Annotated in this window: 13 protein-coding genes and 1 pseudogene; 11 read left to right on the top strand and 3 right to left on the bottom strand. The window is 40.3% G+C overall.

Going from position 1 to position 11,328, the window contains the following annotated elements; all coding sequences use genetic code 11:
* The first annotated feature begins 43 nt into the window (after positions 1-43).
* Positions 44-784: a MerR family transcriptional regulator gene (locus HMPREF2764_RS06115; RefSeq protein ID WP_070528003.1), complete on the top strand. Its 741-nt coding sequence runs from the start codon at positions 44-46 to the stop codon at positions 782-784.
* A gap of 44 nt (positions 785-828) precedes the next feature.
* Here HMPREF2764_RS06115 and HMPREF2764_RS06110 read toward each other — a convergent pair whose 3' ends face one another.
* The 3 genes from HMPREF2764_RS06110 to HMPREF2764_RS06100 are packed head-to-tail and all read right to left on the bottom strand — an operon-like array spanning position 829 to position 3,469.
* Positions 829-1,350: a DUF1697 domain-containing protein gene (locus HMPREF2764_RS06110; protein ID WP_042767777.1), complete on the bottom strand. Its 522-nt coding sequence runs from the start codon at positions 1,348-1,350 to the stop codon at positions 829-831.
* A 37-nt stretch (positions 1,351-1,387) separates the two neighbouring features.
* On the bottom strand, positions 1,388-2,566 hold the full coding sequence (locus tag HMPREF2764_RS06105) for an aminoacetone oxidase (RefSeq protein WP_070528087.1): 1,179 nt from the start codon (positions 2,564-2,566) through the stop codon (positions 1,388-1,390).
* A 57-nt stretch (positions 2,567-2,623) separates the two neighbouring features.
* On the bottom strand, positions 2,624-3,469 hold the full coding sequence (locus HMPREF2764_RS06100; RefSeq protein ID WP_070528000.1) for a DegV family protein: 846 nt from the start codon (positions 3,467-3,469) through the stop codon (positions 2,624-2,626).
* 124 nt (positions 3,470-3,593) lie between these two features.
* Here HMPREF2764_RS06100 and HMPREF2764_RS06095 point away from each other — a divergent pair.
* The 10 genes and pseudogenes from HMPREF2764_RS06095 (at position 3,594) to HMPREF2764_RS06050 (ending at position 11,131) form a co-directional block, all read left to right on the top strand.
* Positions 3,594-4,150, top strand: a pseudogene (locus HMPREF2764_RS06095) (TetR/AcrR family transcriptional regulator).
* An 18-nt stretch (positions 4,151-4,168) separates the two neighbouring features.
* Positions 4,169-4,636 (top strand): deoxycytidylate deaminase, encoded by a 468-nt coding sequence (locus HMPREF2764_RS06090; RefSeq protein ID WP_000136973.1) that lies wholly within the window; start codon positions 4,169-4,171, stop codon positions 4,634-4,636.
* A gap of 88 nt (positions 4,637-4,724) precedes the next feature.
* The gene (gene upp / locus HMPREF2764_RS06085) at positions 4,725-5,354 is read left to right on the top strand and encodes a uracil phosphoribosyltransferase (protein WP_000515974.1); all 630 of its coding nucleotides are present in this window, start codon (positions 4,725-4,727) and stop codon (positions 5,352-5,354) included.
* A gap of 173 nt (positions 5,355-5,527) precedes the next feature.
* On the top strand, positions 5,528-6,118 hold the full coding sequence (gene clpP, locus HMPREF2764_RS06080; RefSeq protein WP_000613471.1) for an ATP-dependent Clp protease proteolytic subunit ClpP: 591 nt from the start codon (positions 5,528-5,530) through the stop codon (positions 6,116-6,118).
* A gap of 78 nt (positions 6,119-6,196) precedes the next feature.
* Positions 6,197-6,484, top strand: a complete 288-nt coding sequence (locus HMPREF2764_RS06075; protein ID WP_020903478.1) for a YlbG family protein — start codon at positions 6,197-6,199, stop codon at positions 6,482-6,484.
* A gap of 66 nt (positions 6,485-6,550) precedes the next feature.
* Positions 6,551-7,711, top strand: coding sequence for an ABC transporter substrate-binding protein (locus HMPREF2764_RS06070; protein WP_045611943.1), 1,161 nt, complete (start codon positions 6,551-6,553; stop codon positions 7,709-7,711).
* 116 nt (positions 7,712-7,827) lie between these two features.
* On the top strand, positions 7,828-8,697 hold the full coding sequence (locus tag HMPREF2764_RS06065) for a branched-chain amino acid ABC transporter permease (protein ID WP_000941421.1): 870 nt from the start codon (positions 7,828-7,830) through the stop codon (positions 8,695-8,697).
* 3 nt (positions 8,698-8,700) lie between these two features.
* A complete protein-coding gene (locus tag HMPREF2764_RS06060; RefSeq protein WP_000662290.1) occupies positions 8,701-9,657 on the top strand; it encodes a branched-chain amino acid ABC transporter permease in 957 nt (318 codons plus the stop codon).
* On the top strand, positions 9,657-10,421 hold the full coding sequence (locus HMPREF2764_RS06055) for an ABC transporter ATP-binding protein (protein WP_070527996.1): 765 nt from the start codon (positions 9,657-9,659) through the stop codon (positions 10,419-10,421). The genes HMPREF2764_RS06060 and HMPREF2764_RS06055 overlap by 1 nt, the downstream gene beginning before the upstream one ends.
* Entirely contained in the window at positions 10,421-11,131 is a 711-nt protein-coding gene (locus HMPREF2764_RS06050) for an ABC transporter ATP-binding protein (protein WP_070527993.1), read from the top strand. Before HMPREF2764_RS06055 ends, HMPREF2764_RS06050 begins: the two co-directional genes overlap by 1 nt.
* Positions 11,132-11,328 lie beyond the last annotated feature (197 nt).

The following is an 11,328-nucleotide window of genomic DNA, read 5'->3' as shown; positions in this document are numbered from 1 at the left end:
CCTAGTTTGCTCTTTGATTTTCATTGAGTATAAGGAGGAAATCATGTACCATATAAAAGAAGCTGCGCAGCTTTCAGGTGTCTCTGTCAAGACTCTGCACCACTACGATAAGATAGGACTCTTGGTTCCCTTAAAGTCGGAAAACGGCTATCGAACCTATAGTCAGGAGGATTTGGAACAACTTCAGGTCATTCTGTATTACAAATATCTAGGTTTTTCTTTAGAAAAAATAGCAGAGCTGTTAAAGGAAGAAAGGACAGATTTATTGCCCCATTTGACTAGGCAGTTGGATTATCTAACTCGAGAAAGGCAACATCTGGATACCCTGATTTCAACCTTACAAAAAACCATTCAAGAACAAAAAGGAGAAAGAGAAATGAGCATTCAAGAGAAATTTGCTGGATTTAACTACCAAGACCATCAAAAATACCACCAAGAGGCGGTAGAGAAATATGGACAAGAAGTCATGGACCAAGCGCTCGAGCGCCAAAAAGGTCACGAAGACGAAGCTACGGCTGCCTTCAATCAAGTCTTTCGAGCCTTGTCACAAAATCTTCAAGCTGGTTTACCTGCAAAAGCAACCGAAAACCAAGAGCAAGCAGCTAAGCTCTTGCAAGCTATTCGTACTTATGGATTTGACTGCTCTATTGAGGTCTTCGGCCATATCGGTAAAGGCTACGTCTACAACCCAGAGTTTAAGGAAAACATTGACAAATTTGGACCTGGTACAGCTCAATACACATCAGATGCCATTGCGGCTTACGTTCAGACACAGACAAAATAAAAATCAGCGGAGTTACCTCTGCTGATTTTTTCTGGTTTCAAGTACTATTTGGTTAATAGTTTTTCAACTACGTTTAACTTTCGCATGGTCAGAACCACGCCAAACAATTTTTCAAGATAGTTGGTATTGAGCTTTTTTTGTTTTGCAGTTCTAGGAAGATAGAGGTAGAGACAGTAATCGCCTACACAGATTTCTTCCTCGCCGTAGTCAGTTTTCAATTTTTCTAGTGGCAGACTTTGGATAAGTCCTTGATAAAGAATTACATGCACACGATCATGAAGATAGTCTTCTTTAAATGGATTCTCATGAACAATCTTTTCAAAATCGTTCTTATTCTTGATAACCATTTTTAAGTCGGCCCCAATTTTTTCCTTTATCAAAGTATGAACGCGTTCTCGTATTTCTTCTAAATCTGAGTCACTCTCAAGAATGATATTCCCACTTTGAATATAGGTTCGAACGTGTTGAAAACCAGCTTCTGTCAAAATATCTACCAAATAAGACATTTTCGGGATAGCATTTTTTCCATTAGGAGTAACGCCTCTTAGTAAAATAATATGTTCCAAAGTAGTTCCTTTCTTATTTTGTATTTTAGTCATTCAATTATTTATATATTTGATTTGAGCCTGCCACCCAACCGGTACAGAGGGCTGAAGTGATATTAAAGCCACCCGTGTGGGCATTGATATCCATGACTTCGCCAGCAAAGTGAAGGCCAGGTACTAGCTTACTTTCAAGGGTTTTAGGGTTGATTTCCTTAAGACTGACACCACCCTTGGTAACAAAGGATTTGGCGAGAGACATTTTACCAGTCACAGGGATTTTGAGGGTCTTAATAGACTGGAGAAGTTGTTCTTGTTCCTTTTCACTCAACTGTTTGACTTTGTCAGGATAGCCTTGCACAAAAAAATCTGCCAAGCGTTCTGGAAGCAAAGTTTTTAAGGCATTTTTCAAGGATTTTTCCCGATTTTCTTCTAGAAATGTAGTCAAGTCATTTTCAGAAAGATGAGGCAAGACATCCAGTGAAAGGATTTCACCACCCTTGACAAAACTAGACATACGTAGGGCAGCAGGGCCAGACAAACCAAAGTGGGTAAAGAGCAAATCGTGAGTGATGACATGCTTACCATAGCTTAGGGTCACATCGTCCAGCGAAATACCCTGCAAGACCTTGTGTGGAAAATCTGTCAACAAAGGACTCTCAGCGGCCTCAAGTTCGGTGATGGTGTGCTTAAAATGACGGGCGATCTCGTGACCAAACCCAGTTGAACCAGTCGAAGGATAGGATTTACCACCTGTTGTGACAATCAGTTTATCGCAAGTGAAGCTTTGGTCTATGGACTTAAGGACAAACTGATTTTCTACCTTTTTAACCGAAACAATTTCGGTTTGAGTAGCAACTTGGCCGCCTAGCTCAGTGATTTTCTTTTCCAAGGCCTCGATAATGGTCCGAGACTTGTCACTAGCAGGAAAGACGCGTCCGTGGTCTTCGACCTTAAGTTTAACACCATTTTCTGTAAAAAAATTAATGATATCATGGTTATCAAATTGGGAGAAGACACTGTAGAGAAAGCGCCCATTTCCAGGGATGCCAGCTAGTAGGTCATCTAGAGTTCCGTTGTTGGTTACATTGCAACGTCCCCCACCAGTACCAGCTAATTTTTTTCCAAGTTTCCGATTTTTTTCGATGAGGAGGGTTTTCTGTCCATAAAAGCTACTGGAAATCGTAGCCATCATACCAGCAGGACCTCCACCAATGACGATAGTATCAAAATGTTTCATAGCTCTATTGTACCACAAAAAAACAAGAGATGAAGTCACCTCTTGTCAAGAATGCAATTAATCAATTTCATACCCCATCAGCAAACCACCATCTTCTGCATAAAAACTGCAGAGACCAGATGTTGGGAGAATTTTAATATCCGCCTGTGGGAAGGTTTCACGTATTCGGTCTGAAAGCTGTTGGCAACATTTCTCGTTATTACGTTGGGCCATGACAATACGGCCACCAGCATATCCAGCTTTAATGATTTCATCATAGGCAGCTTGAACTGATTTCTTTGGTCCTCGTGCTTTTTGTAGCAATTCGAGAGTTCCAGTTTCACTAGCTTCTCCGACCATACGGATATTGAGAAGGCCAACGACCGTACCGATAAGCTTGCTCAAACGGCCGTTCTTCACCAAGTTATCGACTTTAGCTAGGACAAAAAGTAACTTGGTTTTTTCTTGATAGGCGGTGATAGCTTCAACCACTTCTTCAAAAGACAAGCCCTGGTCAATCAAGTTATTCAATTTTTCTACGAGCAAGTCAACTTCCCCACCAGCAGACAAACTATCAATTACATGAATTTTAGTATCAGGATGGTCTTCAAGATAAATATTCTTTGCTAGTTGAGCACTATTGTGACTGCCAGAAAGAGTACCAGTGATGGTTACTAGGAAAATGTTTTTGGCTCCTTCAAATGCTCGTAAATAATCATCTGGGCTTGGACAAGCTGATTTTGAAGCTTCTGCAGTTGCATACATGGTTTCCATCATTTGGTCAATGTCAAGATTGGCATCATCAACAAAGACCTGATCAGCTACTTGAATGGTTAAGGGGACACTTATAAAGGTCGTGTCAATAGCTGGTGTTGCCAGCTGACGATAATCACAACCAGAGTCAGCAATAATCTTCCAAGTCATAGAAATTCTCCATCTTTGTCAGTTATACATTGACAAAGGTTCTGTCTTTTTTTACAATTATATCATGAAAGCCCTTGAAACAAAAGCCTCATCCGTCTGTTGTGACAAGTAGAAAGAAAATGTTATGTCTGAACGTAGAATCTCTGAAAAGTCTCTTGAAAATCTCAGAAAATCAAACCAAGAATCCAATTTATTAACTAGAGAAGCCATCGAAACAGCCCTCTTGCAACTCTTGGAAAAAAAGGACTTGACCAAGATTAGTATTTCTGAATTGGTCAAACGTGCAGGCGTTTCGCGTGCGGCCTTTATCGCAATTATGATTCCAAAGAGGAGATTTTAGAAAGCGTCTTTAAACGAACTGTCCACAATATTATGGAACAGTTGCATCATTATGATTTAAAGACAGACCTTTATCTGGTCTGGGTTCACCTTTTCCGAGAGGCCAGAAAGGAAGCCAGAGTGATTCAATTGGCCTTGGATTACCATCTGGAAAAAATCTTTGTCCAAGCCATGCAGGAATTTTTAGAAAAATACCATGGGAAATCAAAAGGTGTCAGCTCTTATCTTCATTCCTTTTGGAGCTCGGCCATCGTTTCTGTCCTTCTAAAATGGATCAAGGATGGCATGAAGGTACCAGCTGAAAAGATTGCAGATTTAGGTTTACCATTTTTTAAAAAATAGAGAAAAAGGAGAAGAGATATGACTGAAAAAAGACTAGCATGGGATGAGTATTTTGCAGCCCAAGCCTTACTAATTGCCAATCGTTCCACTTGTAAACGTGCCAAAGTGGGCGCAATTTTGGTAAAGGATAATAAAGTTATTTCCACTGGTTATAATGGTTCGGTGTCAGGGACTGAGCATTGTATTGATCACGAATGTCTGGTCATCGAAGGTCACTGTGTTCGCACTCTTCACGCAGAGGTTAATGCCATTCTCCAAGGTGCAGAACGTGGGGTTCCCAAAGGCTTTACAGCCTATGTGACCCACTTTCCATGTCTAAACTGTACAAAACAATTGCTTCAGGTTGGTTGTAAGCGCGTGGTTTATATCAACCAGTACCGAATGGACGACTATGCCCAATACCTTTATCAAGAAAAGGGAACAGAATTAACCCATTTACCACTTGAGACAGTGCAGGCAGCTCTTAAAGAGGCGGATTTAATGTAAAAATTATCAAAAATAAATGGTTTAGAAAGATTTTTAAACCGTTTTTTGGTATAATAAGAAGAATAAATTGAAAGAAGGAATTCCAAAAATGGGAAAAATTGAAGTTATTAATCATCCACTGATTCAACACAAATTGTCAATCTTACGTCGTACAGATACTTCTACAAAAGCTTTCCGTGAGCTAGTAGATGAGATTGCAATGTTGATGGGATATGAAGTACTTCGTGATCTTCCACTAGAAGATGTGGAAATCGAAACACCAATCACAAAAACAGTTCAAAAACAATTGGCAGGTAAGAAATTGGCTATCGTTCCAATCTTGCGTGCAGGTATCGGGATGGTTGATGGACTTTTGAGCTTGGTTCCAGCTGCTAAAGTTGGCCACATCGGTATGTACCGTGATGAAGAAACGCTTCAACCAGTTGAGTACTTGGTGAAATTGCCTGAAGATATTGACCAACGTCAAATTTTTGTGGTAGACCCAATGTTGGCAACAGGTGGCTCAGCAATCTTGGCTGTTGATTCTCTTAAAAAACGTGGCGCATCAAATATCAAATTTGTCTGCCTTGTATCTGCTCCAGAAGGTGTTAAAGCCCTTCAAGAAGCTCATCCAGATGTAGAAATCTTTACAGCAGCCTTGGATGAACGCTTGAACGAACACGGTTATATCGTTCCAGGTCTTGGAGATGCTGGAGACCGCTTGTTCGGTACAAAATAAGATCGAAAAGAAGATTGACTTGGGAAAGAAGCTCCAGTCACGAAAGGAGGTTGAATTTTTGTTTCTGTCTAATGAAAGCAGAGCAAAAATTTGACCTTTTTTGACCAATATATTATAATAGTCTTATCTTCAGTCATTTGACCAACAAAATTAAAACTCAAAAGGAGAAATAAATGATTCCTGTAGTTATTGAACAAACAAGCCGTGGAGAACGTTCCTACGATATTTACTCACGTCTTCTCAAAGACCGCATCATTATGCTGACAGGCCCAGTTGAAGACAATATGGCTAACTCTGTTATTGCTCAATTGCTTTTCTTGGATGCCCAAGATAGTACAAAAGATATTTACCTTTATGTCAATACACCTGGTGGTTCCGTTTCAGCTGGTTTGGCAATCGTTGATACCATGAACTTTATCAAGGCAGATGTCCAAACCATTGTTATGGGAATGGCAGCATCTATGGGGACGGTCATTGCATCAAGTGGAGCAAAAGGCAAACGTTTCATGCTTCCAAATGCAGAGTATATGATCCACCAACCAATGGGTGGTACAGGTGGAGGTACTCAGCAAACCGATATGGCGATCGCTGCAGAACACTTGCTTAAAACTCGTAACATCTTGGAAAAAATATTGGCTGAAAATTCAGGTCAGTCAATCGAAAAAGTCCATGCAGATGCAGAACGTGATAATTGGATGAGTGCCCAAGAAACACTTGAATATGGCTTTATTGATGAAATCATGGCCAACAATTCATTGAACTAATAATCAAAGGAGGCAAACTCGACTGGGTTTGCTTTTTTTGGTATAATAGGGAGAGATTTCTTAGAAAGAGGATTTATCATGTTTGAAAAAGTCAATCGATCTGGCTTGATTATCTATCTTTACTATAATCGTGATGCAAAAAAACTGCAGGATTATGGAGATATTACCTATCATTCCAAGAAACATCGTTACTTACAACTCTATGTTCCAACTCAAGAAGTGGAGCAATTGATTGGGCGCTTGAGCAAGGAAAAGTTTATAAAAAAAGTCAGAGTTTGTCATATCCAAGAGCTGGAAACACCCTTTGTGGGCAATCTTTATCGAGAGGAAAACGTTATCATCGAAAAAGTTCAAGAAAAGTGTTGACAATTTTCTGATAATTCGGTATATTCTTAACATGCTATTTATTTAAGAAATAAGGAGACAAAAAAGATGAAGAAAAAATTTGCCCTATCGTTTGTGGCACTTGCAAGTGTAGCACTTCTTGCAGCCTGTGGAGAAGTGAAGTCTGGAGCGTCGAACGCTGCTGGTAACTCAGTAGATGAAAAGACAATCAAAATCGGATTTAACTTCGAAGAAACTGGTGCTGTAGCAGCCTACGGAACATCTGAACAAAAAGGTGCCCAACTTGCCGTTGATGAAATCAATGCAGCAGGTGGTATCGATGGAAAACAAATCGAAGTAGTTGATAAAGATAACAAGTCTGAAACAGCTGAGGCGGCTTCAGTAACAACTAACCTTGTAACTCAATCTAAAGTATCAGCAATCGTAGGACCTGCGACATCTGGTGCGACTGCAGCTGCGGTAGCGAACGCTACAAAAGCAGGTGTTCCATTGATTTCGCCAAGTGCGACTCAAGATGGATTGACTAAAGGTCAAGATTACCTCTTTATCGGAACTTTCCAAGATAGCTTCCAAGGAAAAATTATCTCAAACTATGTTTCTGATAAATTGCAAGCTAAGAAAGTTGTTCTTTACACTGATAATGCCAGCGACTATGCTAAAGGTATTGCTAAAGCCTTCCGTGAAGCTTACAAAGGTGAAATCGTTGCAGATGAAACTTTCGTAGCAGGTGACACAGACTTTCAAGCAGCCCTTACAAAAATGAAAGGGAAAGACTTTGATGCTATCATCGTCCCTGGTTACTACACTGAAGCTGGTAAAATTGTAAACCAAGCGCGTGGTATGGGAATTGATAAACCAATCGTTGGTGGTGATGGATTCAACGGTGAAGAGTTTGTACAACAAGCAACTGCTGAAAAAGCATCAAACATCTACTTTATCTCAGGCTTCTCAACTACTGTAGAAGTTTCAGCTAAAGCAAAAGCTTTCCTTGATGCTTACCGTGCTAAGTACAACGAAGAGCCTTCAACATTTGCAGCCTTGGCTTATGACTCAGTTCACCTTGTAGCAAACGCAGCAAAAGGTGCTAAAAACTCAGGTGAAATCAAGGATAACCTTGCTAAAACAAAAGATTTTGAAGGTGTAACTGGTCAAACAAGCTTCGATGCAGACCACAACACAGTCAAAACTGCTTACATGATGACCATGAACAATGGTAAGGTTGAAGCAGCAGAAGTTGTAAAACCATAATAGAAAAATGTTGAAATAGGGAATGAGCCTCTGACTCACTCCCTGTTTCGGTGTTTAAGAACCTATCAAAAAGTGAGGGGAAACCCTCAAAATTATAAATAGAAAGAGTGAATCTTATGCTCCAACAACTAGTAAATGGTTTGATTCTAGGTAGTGTTTATGCGCTGTTAGCCCTAGGATATACCATGGTTTACGGAATTATCAAGCTCATCAACTTCGCCCACGGTGATATTTATATGATGGGAGCCTTTATCGGTTATTTCTTGATTAATTCTTTCCAAATGAATTTCTTTGTAGCTCTTATTGTAGCTATGTTAGCGACAGCCATTCTTGGTGTCGTGATTGAGTTCCTTGCTTACCGACCTTTGCGTCACTCTACTCGTATTGCTGTTTTGATTACAGCTATTGGGGTTTCTTTCCTATTGGAGTATGGGATGGTCTATCTGGTTGGTGCCAATACCCGTGCCTTCCCTCAAGCGATTCAAACAGTTCGCTATGATTTGGGACCAATCAGCTTAACAAATGTGCAGTTAATGATCTTGGCCATTTCCTTGATTTTGATGATTTTGTTACAAGTCATTGTCCAAAAAACAAAGATGGGGAAAGCCATGCGTGCGGTATCCGTAGATAGCGATGCAGCGCAATTGATGGGGATCAATGTAAATCGTACTATCAGCTTTACCTTCGCTTTGGGTTCAGCTCTTGCGGGTGCGGCTGGTGTTCTGATTGCCCTCTATTATAACTCTCTTGAACCTTTGATGGGGGTTACTCCAGGTCTTAAGTCTTTCGTTGCCGCAGTACTTGGTGGTATCGGGATTATTCCTGGTGCGGCTCTTGGTGGCTTTGTGATTGGTCTATTGGAAACCTTTGCGACAGCCTTTGGAATGTCAGACTTCCGTGATGCCATTGTTTATGGAATCTTGTTGTTGATCTTGATTGTCCGCCCAGCTGGTATCCTTGGTAAAAATGTGAAAGAGAAGGTGTAAACGATGAAGGAAAATTTAAAAGTTAATATTCTATGGTTACTCCTTTTGTTAGCTGGCTATGGCTTGATTAGTGTATTGGTTTCAGTCGGAGTACTTAATCTATTCTATGTACAGATTTTACAACAAATTGGAATTAATATTATTCTGGCTGTTGGTCTCAACTTAATCGTTGGTTTTTCAGGCCAATTTTCACTTGGTCATGCTGGTTTCATGGCGATTGGTGCCTATGCAGCAGCTATTATTGGTTCTAAATCACCAACCTACGGTGCCTTCTTTGGAGCTATGCTTGTAGGGGCTTTGCTTTCAGGAGCAGTTGCCTTGCTTGTCGGAATTCCAACCTTGCGCTTGAAGGGGGACTATCTTGCGGTAGCGACTCTAGGTGTTTCTGAAATTATCCGTATCTTTATCATCAATGGCGGAAGCCTTACAAATGGTGCGGCAGGTATCTTGGGAATTCCTAACTTTACAACTTGGCAAATGGTTTACTTCTTTGTCGTGATTACAACTATTGCAACCTTGAACTTCTTGCGTAGTCCAATTGGTCGTTCAACCCTTTCTGTTCGTGAGGATGAAATCGCTGCTGAGTCAGTTGGGGTTAATACGACTAAAATTAAAATTATCGCTTTTGTCTTTGGTGCCATTACTGCAAGTATTGCAGGGTCACTTCAGGCAGGATTTATCGGTTCAGTTGTACCGAAAGATTACACTTTCATCAACTCAATCAATGTTTTGATTATTGTTGTATTTGGTGGACTTGGTTCCATTACAGGTGCAATCGTTTCAGCTATTGTCCTTGGAATTTTGAATATGCTTCTCCAAGATGTTGCTAGCGTGCGTATGATTATCTACGCTTTGGCTCTGGTATTGGTAATGATTTTCAGACCAGGTGGACTCCTTGGAACATGGGAATTGAGCCTATCACGTTTCTTTAAAAAATCTAAGAAGGAGGAACAAAACTAATGGCATTACTTGAAGTAAAACAGTTAACCAAACATTTTGGCGGTCCAACAGCTGTTAGAGATGTGACTCTTGAATTGAACGAAGGGGAATTGGTTGGACTAATCGGTCCAAACGGAGCTGGGAAAACCACCCTTTTCAACCTCTTGACGGGTGTCTATGAACCAAGTGAGGGAACAGTAACACTAGATGGTCACCTTTTGAATGGGAAGGCACCTTATAAGATTGCTTCTTTGGGACTTGGACGTACTTTCCAAAATATTCGTCTCTTTAAAGATTTAACAGTTTTGGATAATGTTTTGATTGCCTTTGGCAACCATCACAAACAGCATGTTTTTGCTAGTTTCTTACGCTTACCAGCTTTTTACAAGAGTGAAAAAGAATTAAAGGCTAAGGCTTTGGAATTGCTGAAAATCTTTGATTTAGATGGTGATGCAGAAACTCTGGCTAAAAATCTTGCCTACGGACAACAACGTCGTTTGGAAATTGTTCGTGCCCTCGCTACGGAACCTAAAATTCTCTTTTTGGATGAACCAGCCGCAGGTATGAACCCGCAGGAAACAGCAGAATTGACTGAGTTAATTCGTCGCATCAAAGATGAATTTAAGATTACAATCATGTTGATTGAACACGATATGAATTTGGTCATGGAAGTAACAGAACGTATCTACGTACTTGAATACGGTCGTTTGATTGCCCAAGGAACTCCTGACGAAATTAAGACCAATAAACGCGTTATCGAAGCTTATCTAGGAGGTGAAGCCTAATGTCTATGTTAAAAGTTGATAATCTTTCTGTGCATTACGGCATGATCCAAGCAGTCTGTGATGTAAGCTTTGAAGTTAATGAAGGAGAAGTTGTTTCCCTTATCGGTGCCAATGGTGCAGGTAAGACAACCATTCTCCGTACCTTGTCAGGTTTGGTTCGACCAAGTTCTGGAAAAATTGAATTTTTAGGTCAAGAAATCCAAAAAATGCCAGCTCAAAAAATCGTGGCAGGTGGTCTTTCACAAGTACCAGAAGGACGCCACGTTTTCCCTGGCTTGACTGTTATGGAAAATCTTGAAATGGGAGCTTTCTTAAAGAAAAATCGTGAAGAAAATCAAGCTAATTTGAAGAAGGTTTTCTCACGCTTTCCTCGTCTTGAAGAACGGAAGAACCAAGATGCAGCTACTCTTTCAGGGGGAGAACAGCAAATGCTTGCCATGGGACGTGCTCTTATGTCAACACCAAAACTTCTTCTTTTAGATGAACCATCAATGGGACTTGCCCCAATCTTTATCCAAGAGATTTTTGATATCATTCAAGACATCCAGAAACAAGGAACAACCGTCCTCTTGATTGAACAAAATGCCAATAAAGCACTCGCAATCTCTGACCGAGGCTATGTACTGGAAACAGGAAAAATCGTCCTATCAGGAACAGGAAAAGAACTCGCTTCATCAGAAGAAGTCAGAAAAGCATATCTAGGTGGCTAAAAAGGTCCGGGGGACCTTTTTAGTCGGCGGATGAAGATTGCGAAGCAATTATCAAATCCACTGGATTGTTTTAGTCGGTGGATGAGGATTACGAAGTAATCATCATTATAGTCCAGGGGACCTTTTTAGTTGACAGATATAGATTGTAAAGCAATCTTTATCTACATTAAAAGGTTAATTTCTAATAATTGAAAAAA

Source organism: Streptococcus sp. HMSC073F11, assembly GCF_001810785.1.
Taxonomy (GTDB): Bacteria; Bacillota; Bacilli; order Lactobacillales; family Streptococcaceae; genus Streptococcus.
Note: the sequence above shows the minus strand (reverse complement) of the source record. Positions and strands in the feature narration are given on the sequence as shown.

Bases quoted from the DNA above. Each gene is read 5' to 3' on its own strand.
- HMPREF2764_RS06055 (WP_070527996.1), top strand. From the start codon at position 9,657: ATGGCATTACTTGAAGTAAAACAGTTAACCAAACATTTTGGCGGTCCA.
- HMPREF2764_RS06050 (WP_070527993.1), top strand. From the start codon at position 10,421: ATGTCTATGTTAAAAGTTGATAATCTTTCTGTGCATTACGGCATGATC.
- HMPREF2764_RS06105 (WP_070528087.1), bottom strand. From the start codon at position 2,566: ATGAAACATTTTGATACTATCGTCATTGGTGGAGGTCCTGCTGGTATG.
- HMPREF2764_RS06065 (WP_000941421.1), top strand. From the start codon at position 7,828: ATGCTCCAACAACTAGTAAATGGTTTGATTCTAGGTAGTGTTTATGCG.
- HMPREF2764_RS06075 (WP_020903478.1), top strand. From the start codon at position 6,197: ATGTTTGAAAAAGTCAATCGATCTGGCTTGATTATCTATCTTTACTAT.
- HMPREF2764_RS06060 (WP_000662290.1), top strand. From the start codon at position 8,701: ATGAAGGAAAATTTAAAAGTTAATATTCTATGGTTACTCCTTTTGTTA.
- HMPREF2764_RS06070 (WP_045611943.1), top strand. From the start codon at position 6,551: ATGAAGAAAAAATTTGCCCTATCGTTTGTGGCACTTGCAAGTGTAGCA.
- clpP (WP_000613471.1), top strand. From the start codon at position 5,528: ATGATTCCTGTAGTTATTGAACAAACAAGCCGTGGAGAACGTTCCTAC.
- HMPREF2764_RS06090 (WP_000136973.1), top strand. From the start codon at position 4,169: ATGACTGAAAAAAGACTAGCATGGGATGAGTATTTTGCAGCCCAAGCC.
- upp (WP_000515974.1), top strand. From the start codon at position 4,725: ATGGGAAAAATTGAAGTTATTAATCATCCACTGATTCAACACAAATTG.
- HMPREF2764_RS06115 (WP_070528003.1), top strand. From the start codon at position 44: ATGTACCATATAAAAGAAGCTGCGCAGCTTTCAGGTGTCTCTGTCAAG.
- HMPREF2764_RS06100 (WP_070528000.1), bottom strand. From the start codon at position 3,469: ATGACTTGGAAGATTATTGCTGACTCTGGTTGTGATTATCGTCAGCTG.